Here is a 24,448-nt window from a genome sequence, read left to right as displayed (position 1 = left end):
CGAACGCTCCCGGCTGCGGCGCCGGGAGCGTCTACTGCGGGCCCGCGGCACCGCGGTCGGGGGAGGCCCCGCGCAGGAGTCCCCACACTTCCTCGGCGGCCTGCTCCGCCGTGGGCCCGCCGGTCATGGCGACCCAGCGGGTGAACACCCCGACGAACGCCCCGGCCAGGTAGTGGGCGCGCAGTTCCAGCAGCGCGGTGGCCCCGCGCCCGTCCCCGCCGTCCCCGCCGTCGCCGCCGGCCGCGCCCAGCTGGGCCGCCACCTCCTCGGCCAGCAGTTCCCTGAGCCGGTTGACGAAACGCGCGGACCCCCCGGGGCCGAGCATCCGCCGGTACAGGGTCGCGTTCGTCTCCACGTGGCGGAACAGTTCCGCCAGCTCGCCCGGGGTGCACTGCGCCGGATGCGTGAGCGGGCACCGGGCGGCCGCGCGGGCGAGCCGGCCGACCTCCTCCTCCATGGCGTCCAGAAGCAGGGCGTCCCGGTCCCGGTAGTGCTGGTAGACGGTCGCGCGGTTGACCGTGGCGCGTTCCGCGATGTCGGCGATGGTCATGGATTCGACATCCCGTTCCGCGGCGATCGCCAGCGCCGCCTCCCGCAGCAGGGCGCGGGTCCGCAGCACACGAGGGTCCACACGGTCGGCGGGGAGCGTCCTCTGCTTCGGCATGCCCGCCAGCATATCGATCGAGCGACAAGCGGCGCTTAAGCGACTTGTGCCGCCCAGTGGCCGGGCCCGCTTCCGGAGCCGGAGCCGGAACCGAATCCGGAGCCGACTAAACAACACACGTTGCTTAGATGACTGCTGTCGGCTAGCCTTGCGGCATGCGAATCGAGATCTGGGCAGACGTCGTCTGCGCGTGGGCGTACATCGGCAAGCGGCGCCTGGAGCGTGCGCTGGCAGGCCGGAGCGACGCGGAGGTCGTCTGGCGGCCCTTCCGGATCGACCCGACCGCTCCGGCCCGGGCCGTTCCGCTGGAGGAGGCACTGCGCGACCCCCTCGTGGACGAGGCGCTGCGCGCCTGCGCACCGGGGCTGTCCCCGGAGCGGAACCGGGCGCGGGTCTCGCAGGTGGCCGCCCGCGAGGGCCTGGGGCCGACCTGGGGCTCCAGATGGCGCGTCAGCAGCCACGACGCCCACCGGCTCATCGCCCTGGCCCACGAGCACGGTGGCCCGTCCGCGCAGGACGCCGTGGCCGAGGGCGTGATGCGCGCGAACTTCGTCGAGGGCCTGGACATCGGCGACCGGGCGGTCCTCGGCGAGGTGGCCGCGGCGGCCGGCTTCCCCCTCGGCGCGAGACTGCTGGACGGCGACGCGGGCGAGGACCTCGTGCGCGAGCTGCTGCTCCAGGGCAGGGCCCGGAGGGTGCGCACCTCGCCCACCCTCGTCGTGGGCGGCCGGGCCCTGGCGGGCGCCCAGTCGCCGGAGGCGATCGCGGACTTCCTGCGCGGCGGCGGGCGCGAGCGCCCCGTTCCCGCCGAGGTCGAACGGATGCGGTGGGCCGAGTCGCTCATGGACCGGCACGACCCGCTGGGAGCCCTGGTGATGCTGCGTCCGCTGCTGGAGGAGTTCGGCGAGGACCGCGGGGTCCGGCTGCTGGCCGCCCGGGCCTACTTCGCCTCCGCCCAGCTGAACCGGGCCGGGGCCGTCCTGGAGTCCCTGGTCGAGGAGTTCCCGGGCGATCTGTACCTGCGGATGCTGTACGGACGCACTCTGGAGCGCCAGGGCCGCGACGAGGAGGCCCGCCCCCATCTGCGGCTGGCGGCCGCCGCGGACGGCTGAGGACGCGGCCGGCCGCGGGCGGCGTCCCTGCCCGGAGGGACGCCGCCGTGCGGCAGGCTGTGCGGCAGGCCGTGCGCGTACGGCCTGCCGCAGGGTTCCGCCGGTGGGGGCTGCCGGCTCACCCCACCCGGCCGACGGGCCGGCGGGCAGCGGTCACGGCATCGCCGTCCTGCCGCCGAAGGACACGACCAGGCGCCCGTCGGAGGCGAAGGACCAGCTCATGGCACCGGCGTACGAGGAGCACCGGGAGCCGTTCGAGCCGGACCAGAACTGGTTCGAGCCGTCGGCGTCGCCGACGGTCTTGTCGTTGGACCCGCTGCCGCTGCGGCACGAGACGTTGTTCCGGAACACCGAGGTGCCGGCGTCGAAGGAGTAGTTGCGCTGGGCGTTGTCGATGCTGATGTTGTCCGACATCGTCATCGTGCCGGGGTTCCTGTTGTAGGTGAACCCGTGCTTGCCGTTGTCGTAGGCGATGCTGCGCCGGATGACGTGGTCGACCCCGATGTCCTCGCCGCCGAGCTTGTAGCCGTTGCGGTCGCCGCTGGAGTTCTGGGTGCCGTCGCTGAGGGTGCCGTTCTCGTAGGCGAGGGAGTCCTCGATGGTCACCGCGCCGATGGGCCCGGTCTCGTCCTTGGTGTAGAGGTCCCAGCCGTCGTCGATGTTGTTGTGGGCCACCGCGTGGCGGAAGACGTTCCCGGGGCCGGAGGTGAGCTTCGCGGCGAAGCCGTCGGCGTCCTCGCCGTCGGAGTCGGCGTTGTCGTGCGACTGCGCGCTCAGGACGAGGTTGTGGGAGGGCCACTGGTCGCGGGGGGTCGAGGAGGACATCCGCGAGAGCTGCAGACCCGTGTCGCGGTTGAAGCGCGTCACCGTGCGCTCGATGACGTTGTGGCTGCCGCCGACGAAGATCCCGTTGTCGCCGGCCCGCTGGACGACGAGGCCCTTGACGTGCCAGTACGACCCGTTGACGGCGAGTCCGCGGTTGGACGAGCTCTCACTCTGCGCCGAGAAGTCCAGCACCGGCGTCTCGCCCGGGTAGGCGGACAGTTCCGTGCGGTCGCCCGGTGTGCCGTCGTTGCCCCGCGGGATGGCGACCGTCCGCGAGAAGCGGTAGGTGCCGCCGCGCAGACGGATCGTCCCGCCGGGGGTGACGCGGCTGATCGCCGAGGTGAGCGTCGTCGGGTCGGCCTCCGTCCCGGAGGCGTCGGCGCTGCCGTTCGGCGCCACGTGCAGCACCGATCCCGAGGGCGGCGGTGTGGTACCGGTGCCGTCCACCTCGGCGTCGAGGTAGTCGATGTTGGGCAGACCATCCGTACCGGTGGGGCTGAGCCGGATGGTGTTGCCGCCCTGTCTCACCGGCACCGTGAGCGTCTTCGTCGTCCATCCGTCCCATACACCGGTGCTCTCGAACGACGCCGCCGCGACCACCGAGCCGTTCACCGCGATGTCCGCGGTCCGTGCGGCGGCGGTTCCGTTGGCGAAGCGGACCGACAGCGTCGCGGTGCCGGCCTGCGTGGCGTCCACCGTGAACTGGGCGGCCGCGCCCACGGCGTTCCGGCCGTTGCAGAAGCCCGTTCCGGAGTAGCCGGCGTGTTCGGAGTCGATGGTGCCGTCGCAGGTGGCGGGGGCGTGCTCGGCCTCGTGGCGGACCGGCGCGGCCGTCGCCGTGGCGCCGGGCAGTGCCACGGCGACGCCGGCCGCCAGGGTGGCGCAGGCCAGTAAGGACAGCGGGGTTCTCGGTCTCATCGGGACATCGCCCTTCCGTGGGGGGCACCTGCTCGGCAGGCATGGCGGTGTGGCTTTCGACACGAGAGGAAGAAAGCGCTTGCCACGCTAAGAGCGCGCACCTGACAGGTCAATAGAAGGAACGAGGAGAAGACGTTCGACAAACGGTTGCTCAGAACCGGATCCATCCATCGGAGTCGAGCTCGGTGTGGGTGTGCGTCGTGGTGTGCGTCGTGGTGTGCGTCACGCCGGAGGACCGGGCATCCCCCTGGTCTCCCCCGGGAACACCGAGATCCCGCGGTCGCTCCTCCCCGGCGGCGCCCGGCCGCGGAGCGAGACCCCGGACCAGGAAGCCGACCCGGGGGCCGAGTCCCACCGTGTCCCCCTCGCTCAGCCGCTCCCGGACTCCCGGAACCAGCACCCGGCCGTTGACCAGGGTGCCGTTGCTGGCCCCCTCCCTCACCTCGGTCACCCAGGCGGTGCCGTCCTCGGCGTGCTCGACGCACGCGTGCCGCCCCGAGACCGTGGTCTCCTCCGCGAGGATGCCAAACGCCCTCGGCGCCCACTCCTCACTGCGGCCCAGACGCACCGTCTCTCCCCTCCCGACGTCCAGATGCCGTCCCATGCCCCGGAAGACCAGCCGCAGTCCGCCACCGGCCGGCCGCGCCGCCGCGGGGCGGTCACCGCCGTCGGTGCGGGCGCCGCACGACGGACAGGCGGAGAGCACTCCGGGCAGGGGCCCGGCGCAGTGCGGGCAGGAGGGGAGGACGGGACCGGCGCGGCGGGGCGCCGTACCGTCGAGCGGGACGGGGATCCAGTCCCGGTCCCCGTCAGAGTGAACGCCCAACGCCCGCCGCCCCCTTCTCGAAGTCGACGACGAGTTCGACGCGGCCGTCCGCGGCCTGCTTGACGCCGGAGACCAGGACGGTCGTGCCCGGAGCGAGGTCGGGCGCGGCGAACAGGACCCGGGCCAGCGGGTTGATCAGATGGGTCTCCAGCACCATGCCGATGCCCCGTCCTCCGTTCCACTGGTCCGCCGTGCAGTGGCCGAGGAGGGTGGCGCGCGCGTCGTCCGTGAGTTCGAGGTCGACGCGGTGCCCGGCCGCCAGCTGCCGCCGGATGTTCCGCGTCTGCAGGTCGAAGATCTTCTCCGCCACCTCGGGTGAGATGAAGTTGAAGACGACCACGTTGCCGCCGATGCGGTTCATCAGCTCCGGACGGCCGATGACCTGCTCGAAGTGCTCCTTGACGTTCTTCCTGACCGTCGCCTCGAGTTCGGGGTAGGGCGTGCCGGGGGTGACGATCCACTGCCGTGCCTGGGTCTCCGGATCGGTGCGCTGCACGCCCAGGTTGGAGGTGAAGATCAGGACGCACTCGCTGAAGTAGGTGGTGACGCCCTGGCCGTCCGTGAGCCGGCCGTCCTCCAGGACCTGGAGGAACTTGTCGAGCACGCCCTTGTCCGCCTTCTCGATCTCGTCGAAGAGGATGACGCGGAACGGGTTCTGCCGCACCGCCGCCGTCAGTTCCCCGCCCGCCTCGTATCCGACGTACCCCGGCGGCGCTCCGACGAGCCGGTCGGCGGCGTGCGCGGAGGAGAACTCGCTCATGTCGAAGCGCAGGTACGCCTGGTCGCTGTCGAAGAGGACGGAGGCGACGGCCTTGGCCAGTTCGGTCTTGCCGGTGCCCGTGGGGCCCGCGAAGAAGAGCACTCCGCGGGGGCGGTGCCCGGGGCTGGTCGCCTGGGCGCCGGAAAGCCCCAGCGCGGCGCGTTTGAGGATGTCCAGGGTCATCGACACGGCGGCCTCCTGGCCGAGCACCCGCCGGGAGACGGACCTCTCCTCGTCCGGGTCCTCCCCCCTCAGGACGCGCTGCCGGATCTCCTGGCGGCTCCAGGGGTTCTTCTCCACCCCGAGCCGGTAGATCCGGACCGCGTCGGGCATCGAGCCGAAGGGGATGCCGCGCGCCGCCGCCAGGCCGGCGCTCTCGCGCATGGCCATCAGCGTCATGCCCGCGGCCGCCCGGGCGAAGGCCCCCACGGCCTCCTCGTCCTTCGGGGTCAGCACGCCGGCCCGGAACGAGGTGGGGGCGGTCCGCTCCCGGTCGTCCTGCAGGAGTCGGCGGGCCATCCGCAGCCGCTCGTCCGCGTCGGGTTCCGGGACGGCCACCGCGCGGATCCGTTCACTGCCGGCGACCAGCCAGCCGGGGAGATCCCGCTCCCCCTCGGCCAGCCAGATCACGGGGTTGAACACAGCGGTGGCGGGCCGCCCCCCGGGGACGGCCCCCGGGGACGGCACCGGCCGCACCCGGTCGGCCAGTTGCAGGCAGGCCAGGAAGAAGTCCCGTTCGTCGGCGGTGAGCCGAGTGACGTCCTGTACCAGGCGTGAGGCGTGCTCGACCACCAGCACCACACGCAGCGGCGGCAGTTCGACGTGGTCGGGACGGGCCTTGCCGCGCTTCTCCGCCCAGCCCGAGGCGATCTCCCGCAACTGCTCGACCGCCTTCCGCTGCTGAGCGGGGTTCGTGCCGGGGAACTCGCAGGGCTGCAGCAGGGTCCGCGCCGCCTCCGCCACCTCGGGGTCCGCGTACATCAGGCGGAAGCCGTGGATCTGGTCGCAGGCCACCAATACCTGGTAGCCCAGCCGGTGCAGCGGGTTCCACAGCACCTCCAGGAGCGGACGGTGGTGGTCCCGGCCGTTCCTGTGCACCAGGTGGAGGTCGTGGATGTTGCCGTGCAGCACGTACTGCGCGTGCACGCTGAGTGTGCCGGTCAGTTCCTCGACGAACAGCGGGTGCCGGTCGCCCTTGTGCAGTTGCGCGGATCCCATCGCGAGTCCTTCCGGGGGTCGGGGCGCAGGTGGTCAGTGCCGGCCGGCGCCGTCGACCGTCCGGTGCCCGGGGCGGGTGCGCTCATCGGGACGGGTGCGCGCGCCGGAGCGGCCGGCGGCCGCGGCGCCCTGCCCCGCCGGGGTGCCGGCCACCGCGCCGTGGGTGCGCTCCATCTCGAACCGCACGGTGAGGCCGAGGTCCTGGGCCAGTTCCCGGAACCGGGCCAGCTGCTCCTGGGCCTGGGCGCACCGGAGGTCGTCCAGGGCCTTCTCCCCGGGAAGCCGTTCCGCGCCCGTCTCGGTGCGCATGGTGACGACGCGGAAGGCGTCTCCCGTCAGGGTCGCCCTCAGCCAGTGCTCCGGGTCCCAGTCTCCTGGGGTCCACTCCAGCCTCATACCGCCGTTCTCCAGGCGGTCGACGTGGACGGCCTCGCCCGTGTCCCGGGCCAGCCGGGCCAGGACGTCGGCGCACTGGGCGCGTACGTAGAGGGCTTCGAGGGCGCTGTGCCGCTCCTCGACCCGCTGCCGCACCGTCTCCTGTTGCCGGGGACTGAGCGGGACGCCCTCCTCCAGGAAGCCTCGCAGGGCGTCCTCCGCTTCCGGGTCGTGGCCGGGCAGTTCCGGGTCCTCGGGCAGGGGCGCGGTCAGGAAGTCGAGCTGCAGGGCCGCGCGTTCCTCGTCCTGCCGCCGCTGCCGGGCCTTTCCGTTCGCGCGCTCGGCGAACCTGCGGGCCTCCTTGAGATGGAGGCGGGCGCGGCGCGGGTGGGCGGCGGCGTGGCGGGTGGCGTTCCCCACCGCCTCCGCGACCAGTTCGGCGATCCGTGGATCGGCCCGCGGGTCCAGGGCGGCCAGGATGTCGGCGCCCCGCTCCCGGAAGGCCGCCGTGTCCGCCCCGTCACCGGGCGGGGCGGACACGGGCACCGGGAGCGGCGAGTCCCGCCGGCCGGCCGCAGCGGCACGTTCGCGGTGCTCCCGCAGCATGGCGTCCCGGCGGGCCCGCATGGCGTCCTGCCAGTCGTCCGCGCCGTCCGCACGGCACAGCGAGGCCGTGAGCGCTTCGGCCTCCCATGTCTCCTGCGCCGCCTCGGCGCTCTCCAGCGCCATCTCGAACCGGGCCAGTTCGCCGCGGAAGTCGCCGAGGGCAGAGCCGGCCGGGTTCAGCGGCGGTGGCAGGCCGGGACGCGGCGGAGGGTCGCTCGGCGCGGTCCGGGCGGCCCGTGAGGCACGTGCCAGCAGTGCGGTCCTGCGGGCGTTGGCCCGGGCGGCGGCGAACGCCGCGTCCCGCCACTGCTGCGCGGCCAGCGCGGAGAGTTCCTCCTGGCGCTCCAGGCAGCGCTGCTCCCCGGCGGCTCGTACCGCGGCGGAGGCCAGCACCCGGGTGGTCGCGAGCGCGGCGCGTCCGGCCAGCAGCGCTCCGCTGAGCGTGCCGAGTACGGTCAGGGCCGCGTCGGCCGCCTGCAGCAGGGCCTCCCCGGCCGCTTCCGCCAGCTGCGCGGAGACCTCGCCGGCCGTGTCCGCGGCCGTTTCGCCGGCCGTGTCGTTCGGATGGATCGCCCCGGTGTGGGGGGTGGCGCCCGGTTCCACCGGCGGTGGCGGGGCGAAGGCCGCACCGGGCGCCACGAGGTCCACCATGGGCAGGGCGAGGCCCGCGCTCATATATCGGCTCCTGTCGTACGTGTCGTGTGTGCCGTGCCGGCCGTTCCTCCCCGGCCCCGCGTCCGAGGCCCCGGGGCCGCACGGCCCCGGCGCTCCCGTCTCTCCGCGCGCCACCGGTGGCACCGGTACAGGCTCCAGCCGGCGAGTGCCGCCACCGTCGCCGCCGGCCAGAGCCACGGCACGGCGGTGAGCGCCTCGAATCCGAGCAGGAAGAGTGCGGCCAGGCCCAGGGCGGCCAGGAGGCGGGCGCGCCATCCGCCGAGGGCGGCGGTCGCGGGCCGCTCGGCGGTGCGGATGAGCAGGCCGGCCAGGGACCGGCGGGGGTGGTAGGCGGGCGGGCCGATGTATGTCGCGGTGAGCAGTTCCGCGGCGAAGACGGCCGCGGCCCCGGGAAGCGCGAGGAGCCAGCCGATGACGACCGCCTCCTGCGGAGCCCTGCCGAGCACGTCGGCCAGTCCGATGAGGAAGCACCAGGGGGCGGTGAGCACCGTCGCTCCCATCAGCGCCCAGCCCAGGGTGGGAAGCCGGTCCAGGCGCCGCATGACGGCGATCACCCCGTCCTGGTCCTGCGCCATCAGCCGCTCGGCCTCCTCCTCCAGGAACCGCGCATGGCGGGCGTTCGCCTCCCGGACGGCAGGCGGCGCGAGGAGCCCGGCGGCGAGCAGCCGCAGGGGGTCGTCGGGGACGGTCAGCAGCCAGTGGAACCAGGGCACGGCCGCCGGGAGGCCGTCCCGCAGTGTCAGGGTCTCGGTGGCCAGCCGGGTGGCCGTCCGGTCGGGCTCGCGGGCGAGTTCCAGGAGCCTGGCGTCGAGGGCGGCCGTCTGCGTCAGGACGTGCCGGACCCTGCGCAGGCGGTCGATGTCCTGGTTGCGGCGGATTTCCCGGACCAGGTGCGGCCAGCGGCGCCGATGGGCCAGCCAGCGTTCGGCGACCGCGTCCAGTCCCTGTCCGAAGGGGCGTTCGGCCAGAGCGGTCAGGATCTCCGGGTGATCGCGCAGGTGCTCGACCAGTTCCAGTGCGCCGGAGTCGCCCTGCTGGGCCAGTGCGCTCAGCTCCCGTATGCCGCGGGCGGTCATCGGCATGCCCCAGCAGGTGGCCTCGAGCCGGGGCCCCAGCCAGTTGATCAGACGGACGACGAGTTCGGGTGCGGGCGGGCCGGCGGCCAGTTCCTCCCGCAGCGCCGCGAGGGCGCTCCGTCCGGAGTCGTGCGCGCGGGTGGTCTCGAACTGCCCCAGCCACCGCGCCAGTGCCGCGCGGCTCTCCGGTTCGGCCAGCATCCGGCGGGCGGCCTCGTGGTAGTGGTCGAGTGCCCGGGCCAGGTCCTCTCTCCGGGTGAACTCCTCACCGGCGAAGGCGAAGGGGCGGATCGCGGGCTCGGGCCGGGGTGCGGACGGCTCGCCGAAGCCGCGTGGCGCGGTCGCCGGTGATCCGCCGGCCAGCCAGTCCGCGACCTCCACGGCTCCCCAGCGGTGTTCCGGATCACGGGTCAGCAGCCCTTCGCAGAGCATGCGGACGCGCCGGTCGCCGATTCGGCTCAGGTCGGGGTCGCGGGTGGCGAGCGCGTTGAGTACCGCCTCGTCCTCGCGTTCGTCCATCGGGTGCCGGCCCAGTGCGAGTTGCGTGGTGACCATGCCCACCGACCACCAGTCCATGGCCTCCGAGACGCTCTGGAGCCGCGACCCGGCCTCCGGGGCGAGGTAGAGCGGCTTGCCCCGCCAGTCGAACCGCCGTACCTCGTCGTCGGGCCGGTGTACGGCCGCCCCGAAGTCGATCAGCACGATCTCGGCGGTGTCCGTGCGGGCCTCGACCATGATGTTGTCCGGAGTGATGTCCCGGTGCACGATCTCGTGCTCGTGCAGGAACGACACGGCGGCGTGCAGCTGGCGCACGAACCGCACCAGTCGGCGGGCGGGCGTGGCGCCGGGGTACTGCCGCTGGTGGTCGCCGAGGTGGCTCTCGCCGTGCGAGCGGCAGAGCTGGTACGGGTGCCCGTCGCTCTTCCCGGTCTCCACAACCCTTTCGACGTGCGGTCCCCCCTCCTCGCGCAGCACCCGGCTCACCTCCCGGTCAGGCGCGTGCATGCGGTGGTACCACTTGAGCACCAGCGGCACATCGGGCGTTTCGCTCTCCAGATCCCGCACCCGCAGCACCACGGCCTGAGAAGCCGTCTCCGCCTCCCGGAGAACCCGCAGCAGAACGAATCTGTGGGCCAGCCCCGGTGGAACGGCAGCGGTGACCTCCCTGGTCTCGACCAGACGGGCATCGGTGACACCGCCGTCCTCGGGAGGCAGGAAATCAGTGGGAAGAGTCGTCGACACCGTCCGCCCCTCCGGGAATTGCGTCCGCCCAGCGGTCGCCGACCGACGCGGGAGGCCAGAGCGTATCCGGGGGGCCCGGATCTCTGCACTCTTTTTCGAATTGCGTGCGAATCAAGGAAGTGGAGGGAAGATGTTTTCGAATCCACCCTCCCCTCGTTTCCGTGACCGGATTACCATGCACCCCATGCATCCCACGTCCGCCCTGCCGCCGCACCGGGACCTGGTCGACGAACTGAGGCACCTCAGGCAGCGCGGTCTGCCCCGGCTCCGCCACTGCCCCCGGCAGGCCCTGGGCCAAATCGCGGTCGCGGCCGGCTTCTGCACCGGGGCGGACGACGAACTCGAGGGCGTCGAAAGGCTGCTGGGCGCTGCCGTTCGACGACTGGCGGGCGGAGGCCCGCTGCACGACACCGCCGGATGCGACCCGCTGGCCCGTGCCGCCGCGCACTCCTTCGGTCTGTTCGCCGAACGCCGGGGGGTGGCCGCGGCCGACCGGAGGAAGGCCGCGGCGGCCGTCTACGGCGTGAGCACCGAGCGCTTCCGCAAGAGCCAGGAGCGTGAGGTGGTGGAGGGGATCGCGTCGGCGCTGCTCGCCCTGGCCCGCGAAGCCGGCCGGCCCGCGGAGCCCGGCACCGCGGCGGACTCCGCACCGGCGGCGGGGGCCGGCGGTGCGCAGCCGCCCGAGCCACCGCCCGAGCCACCGCCATCCCGCAGTCTCCCGCGCGGCACGAAGGAGCGGATCACGGTCCTGGCGAGCCCGATCGAACTGGTCGGCGACATCGACATCCTCGTCTCCTCGGAGAACGTGTACCTGGAGATGTCGAAGACCTTCCGGCCCACGGTGTCCGGAGCGCTCCGCAGGGCCGCCGCGATCCGGGACTCCTCCGGGGAGATCGTGGACGACGTCCTCACCCGGGAACTGGCCGTATGGCTGCGGATACACGGCCGGACCGGGCTGCCCGTGCGGCCGGGCACGGTGGTGGGCACCTCGGCGGGCGCGCTCGCCCGGCGCGGGATACGCCGCGTCCACCACGCGGCCGTGGCAACGCCCGTCGAGGGCAGCGATCACTACCATGTCGCCCCCGCCACGGTCGCGGAGGCGGTCCGGGCCTCGTTCGCGCTGGCCAGGCAGGAGCGCCGGACCCTGGGCCTGCCCCTGTCCAGTATCTGCTTCCCCCTGCTGGGCTCCGGGCGCGGCGGGCTGCCCGCCGGCACCGCCGCACGCTGGCTGCTCTGGGCGGTGCGGGAGGAGTTGCGGCGCGACCCGGACTGGTCGGTGTGCCTGGCAGCCCCGCGGCCCGAGCACGCCAGGCTGCTCACGGCCGCCAACTCGGCCTCCTGAGAACCACTCCGGCCTCCTTCAGACCGCGCTCCACCCTTCGCAGCTCCCCTCTCAGCGGCACCCCGTAGATCCGCACGCCGGGGCCGTCCCGGGTGTCCACCACCGCCTGGAGCCCTCCTCCGGTGCTCTCCCTGGCCAGGTGGGGCGCGTAGCGCGCCTCCCCCAGCGGCGTCAGCGGCCTCAGCCGCTGGTTGGCCGAGCCCCGCCAGACCAGCCGGGTCGGCTGCCCGGCCCGGTACCGCCCGGTGATCAGCGCGTCGGCATGGCGCAGCGCGCGCCGGCGTACGGGTGTCAGTTCCGCGGGCTCGTAGCCGGTGTAGACGAGCAGGTCCGGCATGTCCCCGGATCCGCCCCTGTCCCGGCGGGCCGGTCCCCGCAGGCGGGAGGCGCCGGCCAGCAGTTCGGCCAGCGCGCCGGCCTGCTCCAGGGGCTCGCCCCCGCTGACGGTGAGCCCCTGGGCCCCTTCGCGGAGCGCCGCCTCCCACAGTTCCAGCAGGTCGGAGATCCCCTTCGGCCTCCCCCCGCCCGCGTCCCAGGTGTGCCGCGACATGCACCCCGCGCAAGCCAGCGAACACCCCTGGAACCAAATACCGAGTCGCCGTCCGGGGCCGAGGGTCTCCAGAGGGAAATGCGTCGCGCTGATCCTGGCCTCCATCACATCTCCTCACTCACTTCGGAAAGGAGTATCGACGGCGCGGCCGTCCTGCCGCAATCGCGGTAATGCCGTTAACCGGGCGCCGCCCGGGCGAAGTCAGGGCGTTTTCCGGGAACACCCCCTGGAACGATCTGTTCCGCCCTTCTTTTCCCCTCGAACCCCGCCTTCCCTGGGCTACTCTCTCCCCCATCACCACGGATCTCATCCGAACTCCCCCGCATGGAAGGGAGGTTTCTCTCATGAACGACTCCGGCCGGACAGCGGGCCGCGTCCGCGGAACGGGAACCGGATTCCTCTCCGCGCCTCTCGCCCGCCACCACGGCAGACGGGACGCCGCGGACCTGGAGACCGTCCTGGCCGAGGCCCGGGCAGGAGAAGCTCCGCCGGACCCGCCCCTGCCTCCGTACGTACTGGGCCTCCGGTCCCGGGCCGACCGAGGCAACTCACGGCTGCGGGCGCGCATGCTGGCCGCCAACCGCGGCCTGAGCGCACGTATACAGGCCGAATCGGTGCGCATCGTCATCCAGTACGCCGAACGCGGCCGGCCGGCCCCCGCCGCACTGGCGCGGTACGGCGAGATGGTCGCCCGCTGGCGCAGTACGGCGGCCGTCCACCGCACCATGGCGCAGGAACTCGTCGACCGGGCCAACTGGCTGCTCGCCTGTTACTGGGACTCCGCCTGGCAGCGGGCCCGCAGACAGGCGGAGGAGGGCGTGCCGGCCGATCCGGCGGAGCGCCGCCCCACCCGGTGGCTTCCCGGCCGGATCCGTCTGGATCCCACCTGGTACCGGGTCGACGACTGGCTGGACACCGACCGCTGGTACCGGCAGCCGGGAAGCGCCCCGGCCGCACAGCGGTCGGCCCTCCGGCAGGCGCTGGCCATCCTCGACGGCCAAACGGCCGGCACCGCCCGCACCAGCACGCATCAAGGCAGCCGGGGATGACGGCCCCGCCGAACAGTGAGGTCACCGTGCACCGCTCAGTCCACGCCGGCCGGCGCAGGCACCGCGCCCGCCGCACGGCCGCCCTGGCTCCCGCGCTGGGGCTGCTCACCGCCCTGGTCTCCTGCACCTCCCAGCCCGATCCCCTCACCACCCCGTGCGGAGTGGTGGTCGACGGGTCGGGGTCGGGCGCCTCGAACGAGAAGGGGTTCGACGCGGAGGCCAAGCTGAAGAGCACCCTTCTGCCCTTCCTCGAGGAACAGGGTTGCGGCACCGTCGAGTTCGCCCCCATCACACGATCGTCACAGAGCTCGTCCTGCCGGGTGGAGCGCGTCGATCTCGACCCTCCGCACAAGGAGACCACCGACCAGAAGAGCCTGCGCGCCCGCGCACGCACCACGGCGGCGGGCCGTGCCCTCGAAGAGCTCGAGTGCGCGCGTACGCAGGGCGGGTCCGATGTGTGGGGAGCTCTGGACCGCATCGGCGAGGAGATGCCCCCGAAGGGTCCCGCGGCCAAGCTGCTGGTGGTGAGCGACTTCGCCCAGACCGACCCGGACTTCCGGATCTCGCGGGCGGACCTCTCAACCGCCCGGCAGCGGGAGGAGACCATCGACTCCCTGGTCGAGGAGCGGGGGATACCCGCCATAAAAGGCATGGACATCTACCCGGTCGGCCTCGGCATGCAGTACGACTCCCGCCCGGGCGAGGCCGAGGACTTCCAGGCCTTCTGGACGGAGGTTCTCGAAGGGAGGGCCAGGGCCCGTGTCCACCACGACTACAAGTGAGCCGCCCCGGCCGAGGCGGCGGCGGCTTCCGGCTCTGCCCTCCGCCGGCCGCCGGAGCCAGGGGAGCGCCCCGCGCTTCCGCGGCGCCCCCTCGCCGCCGAGCACCGGACGTCCCCTGGTGCTGGACGAGCGCGCCGAGCGAAAGCTCCTGGAAGCCTCCCGCCGGCGGGGCCGTGAGGCCGCCGGGCACGGAGGGCTGGACCCCCTGGTGCTCCACGGCGACGACCGCGTCCCCCACTTCGCCGAACTGGCGTCGGTACGGGACCGGGTCATCCGCGAGATCGCCGAAGAGGCGCACCACGCCGAGGAACAGGCCAGGTTCGACGACGCACACGCGCAGGCCGAGGCCGAGCGGCTGCGGCGGGAGACCGAACTGATCGACCGGCGGCTGGCCGAGACACAGGAGCAGATCGCCACCACCACAAGGCAGTTGGACCTGCTGGCGATGCGCGCGTCCCGGTGGAGCCGCTTCCGCGACTCCGTCCGCACCCGGCTCGAGGAGCGATGGCTGCGCGCCCGTTTCCCCGCTCCCTCCACACAGGTCCCCGCCCCCCGGGGGCCCGGCGACGGCGCCGCCCCGGACACCGGCGAAGCCCGGCAGGCGAACGCCGACCCCGACTGGGTCACCCTGCAGGGAGCTCCCGAACCACCACGGCGCTCCGAGCCTCCGGGGAACATCCCGGACACGGAGACGGGCCTGGCCCGCGCGTGGGAGGGGCTTCACAAGCGGCCCGGTATCCCCGGCTGGATGACCTGGGCGCTGCTCGGCGTGATCTTCGCGGTCGAGCTCCCCATCTACTGGGTGGCCTACCAGCCCTTCCACGGCATCGGCAGCATCAGCGCGGACGCCCAGACAGGCATGCTGGCCGTATCCTCCGCGATCCTGATGGTGCTTCTGCCGCATCTGGCGGGACACGTCCTGCGGCGGCGCCCGGAGACGGGGGCCGTCCGGCAGGCATGGGTCCCGGCGTTCCTCCTGCTGGCCGTGTGGGCCGCGCTGGCATCCCTGCTGGGTACGGTCCGCGCCGGATACGTGATGCAGACCGAGGAGGACACCGGGGCGCCCCGGACTCCCGAGGGCTTCACCGACCCCGCCGCCGGCGGCGCGGCGTCCACCAGCCTGATCGACCGGCTGGATCTGGCGCCGCAGACCGTCACCTGGCTCTTCGTCGCCCTGCTCCTGCTCTCGGGCGGTATCGGCTTCCTGCTGGGACTGTGCAGGGAACACCCCCACCTCAACGCGTACCGCACCGCGGTGGAACGCCGTGCCGAGTTGCTGCGGGAGCGTGAACTGAGCGTGGTGGAGGCGGAGCTGGCGCAGAGCACGGCGGACACGGCCGAGGCCCGGCGGGAGGAGCGCAGAGCCGCGGCCGAGGACCGTGCCCGGGCGGCCCGCGACCTCTACGAGGCCGCCGCGCACGCCTACCTGGACGGGGTGAGCCTGGAGGCCGCGGACCCCGCGGTGACCGAGGCGGCCATGCGGCTGTCCGGCAAGTGGCCTCTGCTGCCGGCGACCCGGCAGGGGCCGGCCTTCTAGAGGAAGCCCCGGGGAGGGGGGACGAAACGGCCGACACCCGCCCCTGCCGCGCCCCTTGAGGGGCGCGGCAGGGGCGGGTGTCGTGTCGCGCCCGTCAGCCTCCGAGTCCCTCGGGCACGGACACCTGTGCCCGCAGCGGCGCCAGCAGCCGGTTGACCTCCTTGACGTCGGTGGCGGATTCCAGGCGGTAGCTCTCTTCCGGAGTCCGGGCCAGTGTCCCGGGTGCGCAGCGGTCGCCGAACAGCTGCAGGGCCCTGCGGGGCCGGCAGCGCTTGGATGTCCAGCACAGGCCCTGGGCCGCGGCGCTGTGCGTGCGGATCAACTGCACCCAGTAGCGCGTCTTGTCGTACTCGCGCTCCTCGCAGTCCACCAGCCACTCGTCCTGCCACACGGCGGCCAGCCCCTCGGCCGTGGTGAGGTCGACGAGGGTGACGTCGGCCGCGGTGCGTACGGCCGAGAGGCGGTACCGCGACGCCTGTGCCCAGGGGATCATCCGGACGGCGGTGCGGTTCTCGAACTCCCTGGACCGCAGGAAGACTTCGGCCAGAGCGGCCATCGGTTCGAGGGCCGCGTAGAGGTAGGGGTATCCGTCCGGCTCCATGGCGTCGAAGCGGTTGCCCTTGAAGTAGCCGTGTGCGAGGCGGGGGTTGAACTCGGCCGGACCGTAGCGGTCGCTGTGGAGACGCCAAAGGAGGGTGCCGGCCGGCAGCGCGGTGAGGACCGGTGCCATGGTGACTCCGTCGGGCGGGATCTGGAGCGCCATCAGTCGGCCTCCACCAGTTCGGCGGCGGCGAGTTCGATCTCCTCGTCGGGCAGGTCGCCCAGGAGTTCCGCCGGAACGCCCCGGAGCCAGCTGTTCCCGCCCAGCCACCAGTCGGCGGCCCCCCAGGGGTCCGCGTCGGCGCGCAGGATCCCGTTGACGCGCAGCACGACGGGGAGGGGTTCGAGCGTGCCCGGCCGGAACTGGAAACGCGGGTAGCGCGGGCCGGAGCGCGGGTCGGGCAGCCGGATCAGGCCGGTGTCGCCCCGCTGTCCGGTGAGGAGTCCGCGCCGCTCCCGCTCGGTGAGAGCGGGAGCGGCGAGCAGACGCTCTCTGGCCAGTATCAGCAGCTGTTCGGGGGCCGGCTCCGCGGAAGGGCCGTCGAGCAGGTCCAGCAACGTGTCGACGGCGGCGGGAGCCGGCAGCTCCCGGCCGCCGGCGCCGCCGGCGTAGCGGTGGCCCACCAGCGCTTCGGAGAGCGGGTGTTCGGGCGGGAGAGCGGACAGCGCCCTGCGCAGCCGGCGCGCGGCGCGGGCCGCCCGGGCGGCGTGGTCGTCGCCCGCCGCCGCCCGCAGTTCGCGCAGGGCGCCGGCGGCCTCCTCCCGTTCGTCGTCCCGGAGTGCGGCGGCCACGGACTCGCCGTGGGCCAGCAGTAGCGCGATCAGTTCCTTCGGCGTCACGGCCTGGCTCCTCCCGCCGGGTTTCCGTGGTGGACGAACGCGGCCCAGGTGTCCGTGTCATGGAAGTCCCTGTTCCACCGGGAGGGACGGACCTTCTCCAGGGCACGGACGAAAAATCGGCTGCCGGGCTCGGTGAGCATCCAGCGCTGGGCGGCACGCAGCGCGTCCGGCGGCGCCAGCCCCGCGGTGATCCGGTCGTGCAGCACCAGCATCAGGATCTCCGATTCCCCGTCGTCCACCGCCCAGCGTGCTCCGACGGCATCGGCCGCGAGCCGGTGGACCAGGACGGAGGTGACGGTGAGGGCCTCGTCGTGGTCGCGGGTGGTGAGGTCGGTCTCGCAGGCCCCGCACACCACCAGAGGGCCGCGGGAGCGGTACGCCTCACCGTCGTGCGGGGCCTCCAGCAGGGTGGTCAGGGTCAGCGGCCGGTCCGTCTCCCCGGCCCCCTCGGCAGGGGCCAGTCTCAGCGCCGAGGTCGTCGGGTCCGGGCCGGCGATGCCGTGACAGGAGAGGTGGACCATGGAGGCGGGCGCCTCGGCACGGCCGCCGAGCAGCGACAGGACGGCTTCGGGCGTCGCCGGCCCGGCGGCGTCGTCCTCGTCGAGGTGGCGCTCCGCCCGGGGGTAGTAGACCTGGTGCAGGAGTCTGATCTCGTCCTCGGCCCAGGCCAGCCCGTCGTCGCCGTGGTAGACCAGCGCGGGCCGCTCCTTCGGGCTCATACGGCTGCGGGCCGAGGAGCGGAGGAACTCACGGCCGGAGGCGGCGTGGGAGACCACGGCGACCTCGCACGCCCGTACCGTGTCCGGGCCGGCGAGCCCGGACGGCGGGCGCAGCACCGCCGCCGGCCAGGGCACCACGCCGAGGTCCCCGCACGGGACCAGGACGAGCCGCACCGCCTCGGGTCCCGTCCCGCCACCGCCCGGCCCCGTCCCGCCACCGCCCGGCTCCGCTCCCAGGCCCGATTCGGCCAGAGCCCGTTCCCACAGGCCGAGGGCGTCCAGTACGGGGGACAGCACCTCCCCCGCCCACCGGCACACCTCCTCGAATGCCCGGCGGCGGCGTCCGGCGGCCCGTTTCCGCTCCTGCGGCGACACCGCGTCGAACGGCGTGTCGAGCAGTCGCTGCTGCTCCGCGCCGGCCCGGACGAAGGCGTCGACCGCCTCGCGCCCCTCCTGCGAGAGCGCGGGCAGGGGCACGGCCCGGACGGGCCCGGCGGGGGTGGTGACGACAAGCGCGCCGTCCTCCGCGCCGGTTCCGGGAAGCAGGTGCACGAGGGCGTCGACACCCGCCCGCGCCAGACCGGCGCGCAGCCCGGCGACCGTTTCGGAGGGCGACTGCTCGTCGCTGAAGCCCTGCTGCCCGCGCAGCAGTTCCAGGGCGCGGCTGCGGACGTCGCCGGGGAGTCGGGGGGTGCCGCCGGTGAGCGCGGACAGGACTTCCAGGGGTGAGTCGGCATCCTCCTGCCGGAGGGGCGGCGGTGCCGGAGCGGCCTCGCGCCACTGTGCGGCGAGGTCGGCCGCGCCGAGGGCCTCGAGCCGGTCGGCGACGTCCCTGGACTCGGCCGCGGCGCCCAGCACCAGCGAACGGCCGGCCTCCAGGCAGGCCAGCGCCTCGTCCGTCCGGCCCACGCGCAGCGCCCAGGAGGCGGCGACGCGGCCGTGGTCGGCTCCCTGGCGTGCCACACGCAGTCCGTGCCGCACCCCCAGTTGCAGCAGGACGTCGGCGGCGGTCGCGCGCAGCGATTCGCGCGCGGCGGCCACGGCGGCCAGCAGGTCCTCGTCCGCCTCCGGTGTGCCGGGGCGGGTGGCCGCCCGGTCGGCGTGCAGCGAGGCGAGGTCCCAGTGCAGGGAGGCGCTGACGGGCGTTCCCCCGGGCGGAAGGGCGGCCAGGGCCTCGCGCACTTCCCCGACGGCCTCGTCGAGGGCCGCGACATCACCGGTGAGGCGGTGCAGCAGGCTCAGACCGCTCGCCACCAGGCCGCGGGTTCTGGCCTCGAAGTCGAAGGAGATTCCGGCCCGTCCCAGCACGGACCGGGTGCGCCGGATCCCCTCGGCGACACGGCCGGGATCGGACTCGAGTGCGCCGCTGAGGGAGAACGCCGCCGCCCAGCCCGAGTCCAGCAGGTCGCGGATGGCCGGGGTCTCCACCGGTGCCTCCAGGGCTTCCTCGATGTGGACCCCGGCCTTGCGGACGTCGCGCACGTCCCTGGTGAGGAAGGCACGGGTCAGATGGGCCAGTGCCAGCATGAACGGGACGAGGGCGCCGCCCCAGACCGACGGCTCGGGAAGCTCCTGGTCCAGGTCGAGGAGTTCCTCGATCAGCCTGTCCACGGCCGTGACGTCCCGGTTCTCCTGCGCGGCGGTCAGACGGTTCCTGATCCGCAGGCAGGCGGCCCCGGCCCTCAGCTCGGCCTGCACGGGGATGTCCGGAACGGCCCGGGAGAGCAGGCTCTCCACGAGGGCCACGGCGGCCTCCTCGTCCTGGAGGCTGCCGCCCGTCGCGGCGGCCACCTCCAGGTTGCCCGCGGTGACGGCCCGGAGCCACTCCCTGTCGGCCGGTTCCCGCAGCTCGCCCGCCTCGTCGAGCTGCCGCAGGATACGCAGCGACGAGCGGAACGCCTCCCTGTCGCGGGTGCGCATCCCCTCCGTGATGTGGAGCATGGCGGCGATCATGCGTGAGGACGGCGAGGCTTCCGGCCCGCTGTCCAGCCGGCCGATGACCTTCCTCAGCTCCTCGCTGCCGACCGCCCCGGGGTCCGACACCCCGACGACCGCCATGAGCTGCAGCGCGTCCCGCAGAGCCTCGTCGGACGGGATCTCGGACCGCTCCGGCGCGCCCGGCTCGGCGGGGCGGTCGGAGAAGGTGCCCAGCATCGAGAGTGCCCCGTCCAGCAGAGAGCGCAGCGGTCGCGGAAGCAGACCGGCGTTCCTCCGCACCAGCTCCGCCGCCTCGGCCATCGATCCGGGGTCGCCGATCCTCCCCGGATCGATGAGGAAACCGGCGAGCCGCAGGATGTCCTCCTGCCGAAACGGGGCTTCGGCCAGGAGACCGGCCTCGGTGCCCAATCGCAGCAGCAGCTGCATGTCCTCCAGTGTCCCGTCGCCTCCCCGGTCCTCCGGAGTGCCCGCGCCCGCCACCGCCCTGACCAGGTCCACGGTCAGTGCCTCCGCCTCGCTCACGGCCTGCCCCAGCGGAGCCACCCGGGATGCGAGCAGCAGCATCAGGCTCTTGGAGGCGGCCGTGCGCTCCTCGGCGCAGAGCCGTTCCGAGCCCCGGGCCTCCTGCAGCAGAGGGACGGCCGCGTTCCGGTCCTCCGCGGCCCCGTCCAGGACGAACCTGACGGACCGGAGCGTCCCGAGTCTGGCCCTCAGGCGGGCCGCGGTCGTGCCGGATTCCGGCAGTTCTTCGAGGAGGGACTCCAACCCGGCGATCTCACCGTCGAGTTCGGTTCCCCGTATGCCCTGGTAGGGGGTGTTCCGAAAGGTTCGCGGCAGCGGGACCGCGCAGTCGGCGGTGCGGGCCAGGGCGGTCGCGGCCCGGGCGGACGGTGATTCGGCGTCGGCATCGCTCATGGGTCATCCCTCCCCCGCCATCATGCCCACTTCCCGGCCGCCGCACGGGCTGATGCGCGATGCGGGCGGCAACGCCCGGAATCCGCCCCGCCCCCGCCCGGAACACGCCCGGCCCTCCGGCGCCCCCGGCGGACCTCGGGGCGGCGCGCCGGGGGCGGGGGCGGGTACCGGGGACGGAGACCGCCGAGGTGCGGGTGCCGTCGTCCGGCGTCACGGATCTCGGCGCGGTGGACTCCTGCCCGGCGCCGCAGGCGCGTCCGGTCCCTCCTTCCGGACGAGAAGAGGGACCGGACACGCCACGCCCGCCCGGTCACCGGACCGGGCGGGCGTGGCGCGGAAACCGAACGCCGGGGTCAGACCGCCGGGGCCGGGTAGGTGGGGTACTCGACTCCGGAGACGTGCTGGACGACGCGGACGACCTGGCAGGAGTAGCCGAACTCGTTGTCGTACCACAGGTAGAGGATCGCGTTGTCGCCCTCGACCTTGGTGGCGCCGGCGTCGACGATCGAGGCGTTGCGCGAGCCGATGAAGTCGCTGGAGACCGCGTCGGGGGCGCTGATGAAGTCGATCTGGCGCTTGAGCGGCGAGGTCAGCGACACGTTGCGGAGGTAGTCGAGGACCTCCTCACGGGTGGTCTCGCGGGCGAGCTGCAGGTTGAGGATCGCGATCGAGACATCCGGCACGGGGACGCGGATCGAGCTGCCGGTGATCTTCGCGTCGAGGCCGGGCAGCGCCTTGGCGACGGCGGACGCGGCGCCGGTCTCGGTGATGACCATGTTGAGCGGCGCCGAACGGCCGCGGCGGTCGGACTTGTGGTAGTTGTCCAGCAGGTTCTGGTCGTTGGTGAACGAGTGGACGGTCTCGACGTGGCCGCGCAGGACGCCGTACTCGTCGGCCATCGCCTTCAGCGGCGGCACGATCGCGTTGGTGGTGCAGGACGCGCAGGACAGGATCCGCTCGTCGGGCTTGATCGTCTCGTGGTTGACGCCGTGGACGATGTTGGGGACGTCGCCCTTGCCCGGCGCGGTCAGGACGACCTTGTCGACGCCGGGGCGCAGGTGCTTGGACAGCCCCTCCCGGTCGCGCCACCTGCCGGTGTTGTCGATGAGGATGGCGTTCTTGATGCCGTACGCGGTGTAGTCCACCGCCGTCGGGTCGTCGGAGTAGATCACCTGGATCTCGTTGCCGTTGGCGACGATCTTGTTGTTCGCCTCGTCGACGGTGATCGTGCCCTGGAACTGGCCGTGGATGGAGTCGCGGCGCAGCAGGGACGCGCGCTTGACGAGGTCCTGGCCGGCGGCCTTGCGGACGACGATGGCGCGCAGCCGCAGGCCGTTTCCGGAGCCGGTCTTCTCGATGAGCAGACGGGCGAGGAGGCGGCCGATGCGGCCGAAGCCGTAGAGGACCACATCGCGCGGCTCGCGGCACTTGATCTTGCTGTCGCCCGTGGCGCCGGCGACGGCCTCGGCGGTGAACTCATCCACCGACAGCCCGCGGTCGTCGGCCCTGTACGTCGCGGCGAGCATGCCGATGTCGATCTGGGAGGGGCCGAGGTCGAGCGTGGTGAGAGCCCGCAGGAACGGCAGCGTCTCGGTGACCGAGAGCTCCTCGCCGGCGATCTGCCGGGCGAACCGGTGGGTCTTGAGGATGCTGACCACCGACTTGTTCACCAGGGAGCGGCTGTGGAGCAGGATCGTGACGTCCCGCTCCCGGTGCAGCTTCCCGATGATCGGGATCATCGACTCCGCGATCTCCTCGCGGTTCTTCCAGTTGGTGAACGAGTCCACGGTGGTAGTCACAGGTTCATCTTTCGAGCTAGGCGGTGCTCATATGTTAAACACCCCTTATTTTGATCACCCACGCGGTACCGCCCTCACCGGGGGTGCGACGACGGTCGGCAGCACGGTTGTGGGGCCCCGGCCCGGCAAGGGGCCGGGGCCCGTCGGTCCGGCCGGTGGCGGCCGCTGCCGCCGCGCCCCCTGATCGGCCTCACGAAGCGGCCGGCAGCGCCTCCAGTGCCACCGCCGTCCGCGGGTGACGGTCGGCCGGCGCCGCGCCCGGCGGGGCAGGCTCCGCGCCCTGCCACGTGCCGTCGCAGCCCAGCAGACCGGCCACCGCGTCGCACGCCGCGGGATGGGCGGCGAGCAGCGCCGCGCCCGACGCCCGCGCGCCCGCACGCCGTGCCGGACGTGCGGCTTCCGGCTCCGCTCGCGCCCGCCACGGCGGCACCCATGCGTCCAGTGCCGCGAGCCGTCCGGGGAAGGTCCGCCCGGCCTCGCGGATCAGCAGCGGGGCCAGCTCGGCGCCGTCCGAGCGCAGGGTGGTGATCAGAGTCGGCAGCCACGGCAGGAGCACATGGTCCGGCAGCCGCGCGAACGCGTTCGACACGGCTTCCACGACGAAGTCGGCGAGACCGGGGAAGGGCTCCAGCGCGTGCAGGAAACCACTGAGGTGGCGCGGGTAGACGGGCACCACCATGGGGTTGCCGAGCATCTCGTCGCACCTGGTCCGCAGCTGCTAGCGGGTCAGCTGCCCGAGGTGCGTCCGGGCCGCCCACAGCAGCGCCGTCTTCGCCGGGTCCCGCGGACGGGACTGGGCCAGGGCCAGCTCCAGCTGTGTCCGGTCGCACCCCAGCGACAGCGCCAGGCTCTCCATCCCGAACAGGAAGCCCAGCATCGCCGCCACCTGGCGCACGCCCGCGTCGTCGTCGGTGAACGCCGTCGGCAGCAGGGTGCAGTAGTGCGCGTATCCCGCCTTGACGAAGGACTCGATCCACGGCGGCAGGACCGGTTCGCCGGTGCGGTAGTACGCCAGCAGCCGCCGCACCCGGCGCAGCACCTCCGGAGCGCCGTCCACGCTGCGCTCGGCCGACAGCACCTTCAGGGCGTGGGTCCCCAGTTCGCCGGCGAGGCGGTGGCCGCGCAGATACAGCACGGTGTCCTCGACCGCACCGAGGACGGTCGCCGCGGTGGCCCGTGAGTCGTACGCCGTGCGGCGCAGACGCTGCTCCAGCACCTGCTCGACGCTGACGCCCTCGTAGCCCAGCTCGATGAGCGAACGCTGGTGGGTGCCCAGTGCCAGATCCCAGGACTCCTGAATCGGGCGCTCCCCCAGCTTCCGCTCCCCCATGATCGGCCGTGCGGCGCCGTGCGGCATCAGGCGGCGCAGTATCCACTGTACGGCGGTGGCGTGCTCGTGCGCATCGACGCCGAGTGGCAGGAGGCGTCCGGTGACGGTACCGGCCGCGGGTGCGTCCGCCGCGCCGGGCAGTGTCAGCAGCATCGCGCGCGACCACAGGTCGGCCCACCGCCGTACCGGGACGCGCTCCAGCGTCGCACCGGGGCAGGAAGCGGCGAGTTCGGCGGCGAAGCCGTCCAGGAGGGCGGCCGGCCGGCGCAGGGACGGATCCGGAAGCATCGCGGAGACGACCTGCGCGGACGCGGAGACCACATCGTGGTCGATGCCCCGCCATCCGGCGCGCGCCAGGTCGACCAGCCACGAGCGGGCGGCGGCGAGCAGGTTCACCGTCCGCTGTCCGCCGGGCGTGAGGCCCGTCTCCGCAAAGCGGGCCCGGCCGGTCGCCTCCCGCAGACGGGCCGTCAGCGCGTCGTGGACGGATCCGAGCAGTGCGCTCCGCCGCACGGCCGGTTGTTGTTGGTGCTGCAGGCGAACGCGTAGTCGGCCGCGGCGACTGACGAGACGTAGACCCGTCCGACGTCCGAGCCGCTGGACACCACTCCCTGCAGGCGTCCGTCGGCCAGTTCGACGAACGGCACCTTGGCGAGCTTGCGCGGCCGTGCGGGTGGTATCACCCGTGCCGTGCTCGACCTCTCCCAGTCCGACAACGCACCGTCTCCCATGCTTCAGGGGGCCTTCCAC

General features: G+C 73.4%; 16 protein-coding genes and 3 pseudogenes. 5 read left to right on the top strand and 14 right to left on the bottom strand.

Annotated elements, in window-relative coordinates:
• Positions 1–31: 31 nt before the first annotated feature.
• Complete coding sequence (locus tag CUT83_RS17570) at positions 32–664, bottom strand: TetR/AcrR family transcriptional regulator (RefSeq protein WP_101256846.1); 633 nt, start codon at positions 662–664, stop codon at positions 32–34.
• Between the two features lie 155 nt (positions 665–819).
• Between CUT83_RS17570 and CUT83_RS17565 the strand changes: the two genes are divergently transcribed.
• Entirely contained in the window at positions 820–1,776 is a 957-nt protein-coding gene (locus tag CUT83_RS17565; RefSeq protein ID WP_101256803.1) for a DsbA family oxidoreductase, read from the top strand.
• Positions 1,777–1,929: 153 nt separating this feature from the next.
• Here the strand turns inward: CUT83_RS17565 and CUT83_RS17560 are convergent, their stop codons facing one another.
• The 5 genes from CUT83_RS17560 to CUT83_RS17540 form a co-directional block, all read right to left on the bottom strand.
• Positions 1,930–3,519 carry a right-handed parallel beta-helix repeat-containing protein gene (locus tag CUT83_RS17560; protein WP_101256802.1) on the bottom strand — a complete coding sequence of 530 codons (1,590 nt, stop codon included), beginning with the start codon at positions 3,517–3,519 and terminating at the stop codon, positions 1,930–1,932.
• Positions 3,520–3,670: 151 nt separating this feature from the next.
• Positions 3,671–4,345 (bottom strand): FHA domain-containing protein, encoded by a 675-nt coding sequence (locus CUT83_RS17555; protein ID WP_240957864.1) that lies wholly within the window; start codon positions 4,343–4,345, stop codon positions 3,671–3,673.
• Entirely contained in the window at positions 4,329–6,323 is a 1,995-nt protein-coding gene (locus tag CUT83_RS17550; protein WP_101256801.1) for an AAA family ATPase, read from the bottom strand. The genes CUT83_RS17555 and CUT83_RS17550 overlap by 17 nt, the downstream gene beginning before the upstream one ends.
• A gap of 33 nt (positions 6,324–6,356) precedes the next feature.
• Positions 6,357–7,979, bottom strand: a complete 1,623-nt coding sequence (locus CUT83_RS17545; protein WP_101256800.1) for a hypothetical protein — start codon at positions 7,977–7,979, stop codon at positions 6,357–6,359.
• Positions 7,976–10,297, bottom strand: a complete 2,322-nt coding sequence (locus CUT83_RS17540; protein WP_143688583.1) for a protein kinase domain-containing protein — start codon at positions 10,295–10,297, stop codon at positions 7,976–7,978. The genes CUT83_RS17545 and CUT83_RS17540 overlap by 4 nt, the downstream gene beginning before the upstream one ends.
• A 184-nt stretch (positions 10,298–10,481) precedes the next feature.
• Between CUT83_RS17540 and CUT83_RS17535 the strand changes: the two genes are divergently transcribed.
• A complete protein-coding gene (locus tag CUT83_RS17535; protein ID WP_194074715.1) occupies positions 10,482–11,639 on the top strand; it encodes a macro domain-containing protein in 1,158 nt (385 codons plus the stop codon).
• On the opposite strand, the gene CUT83_RS17530 is transcribed toward CUT83_RS17535, so the two are convergent.
• Entirely contained in the window at positions 11,614–12,294 is a 681-nt protein-coding gene (locus tag CUT83_RS17530; protein ID WP_101256798.1) for a 4Fe-4S single cluster domain-containing protein, read from the bottom strand. The two genes, CUT83_RS17535 and CUT83_RS17530, sit on opposite strands and share 26 nt — an antisense overlap.
• A 239-nt stretch (positions 12,295–12,533) precedes the next feature.
• On the opposite strand from CUT83_RS17530, the gene CUT83_RS17525 reads away from it, so the two are divergent.
• From CUT83_RS17525 to CUT83_RS17515, 3 genes are read left to right on the top strand one after another with little or no spacing between them, the layout of a single operon-like run.
• Complete coding sequence (locus tag CUT83_RS17525; RefSeq protein WP_101256797.1) at positions 12,534–13,238, top strand: hypothetical protein; 705 nt, start codon at positions 12,534–12,536, stop codon at positions 13,236–13,238.
• Positions 13,235–14,020 carry a hypothetical protein gene (locus tag CUT83_RS17520; RefSeq protein WP_101256796.1) on the top strand — a complete coding sequence of 262 codons (786 nt, stop codon included), beginning with the start codon at positions 13,235–13,237 and terminating at the stop codon, positions 14,018–14,020. Before CUT83_RS17525 ends, CUT83_RS17520 begins: the two co-directional genes overlap by 4 nt.
• Positions 13,998–15,557 (top strand): hypothetical protein, encoded by a 1,560-nt coding sequence (locus tag CUT83_RS17515; protein ID WP_143688582.1) that lies wholly within the window; start codon positions 13,998–14,000, stop codon positions 15,555–15,557. Before CUT83_RS17520 ends, CUT83_RS17515 begins: the two co-directional genes overlap by 23 nt.
• A gap of 94 nt (positions 15,558–15,651) precedes the next feature.
• On the opposite strand, the gene CUT83_RS17510 is transcribed toward CUT83_RS17515, so the two are convergent.
• The 7 genes and pseudogenes from CUT83_RS17510 to CUT83_RS17485 all read right to left on the bottom strand — a co-directional run.
• A complete protein-coding gene (locus CUT83_RS17510) occupies positions 15,652–16,320 on the bottom strand; it encodes an RES family NAD+ phosphorylase (protein ID WP_101256794.1) in 669 nt (222 codons plus the stop codon).
• A complete protein-coding gene (locus CUT83_RS17505; RefSeq protein WP_101256793.1) occupies positions 16,320–16,997 on the bottom strand; it encodes a hypothetical protein in 678 nt (225 codons plus the stop codon). The genes CUT83_RS17510 and CUT83_RS17505 overlap by 1 nt, the downstream gene beginning before the upstream one ends.
• Positions 16,994–20,569 (bottom strand): CHAT domain-containing protein, encoded by a 3,576-nt coding sequence (locus CUT83_RS17500; RefSeq protein WP_101256792.1) that lies wholly within the window; start codon positions 20,567–20,569, stop codon positions 16,994–16,996. The genes CUT83_RS17505 and CUT83_RS17500 overlap by 4 nt, the downstream gene beginning before the upstream one ends.
• A gap of 353 nt (positions 20,570–20,922) precedes the next feature.
• Positions 20,923–22,368, bottom strand: a complete 1,446-nt coding sequence (locus CUT83_RS17495) for a glyceraldehyde-3-phosphate dehydrogenase (RefSeq protein WP_101256791.1) — start codon at positions 22,366–22,368, stop codon at positions 20,923–20,925.
• A gap of 190 nt (positions 22,369–22,558) precedes the next feature.
• Positions 22,559–23,749 (bottom strand): annotated as a pseudogene (locus CUT83_RS31735) (DUF5682 family protein); the annotation flags it as partial.
• Positions 23,744–24,214 (bottom strand): annotated as a pseudogene (locus CUT83_RS31730) (hypothetical protein); the annotation flags it as partial. The pseudogenes CUT83_RS31735 and CUT83_RS31730, both read right to left, overlap by 6 nt.
• A pseudogene (locus CUT83_RS17485) lies at positions 24,199–24,429 on the bottom strand (hypothetical protein); the annotation flags it as partial. The pseudogenes CUT83_RS31730 and CUT83_RS17485, both read right to left, overlap by 16 nt.
• Positions 24,430–24,448 lie beyond the last annotated feature (19 nt).

The organism is Streptomyces barkulensis (genome assembly GCF_002843305.1).
GTDB lineage: Bacteria > Actinomycetota > Actinomycetes > Streptomycetales > Streptomycetaceae > Streptomyces > Streptomyces barkulensis.
The sequence above is the reverse complement of the archived record's forward strand: the minus strand, read 5'-3'. Positions and strand labels throughout refer to the sequence as shown.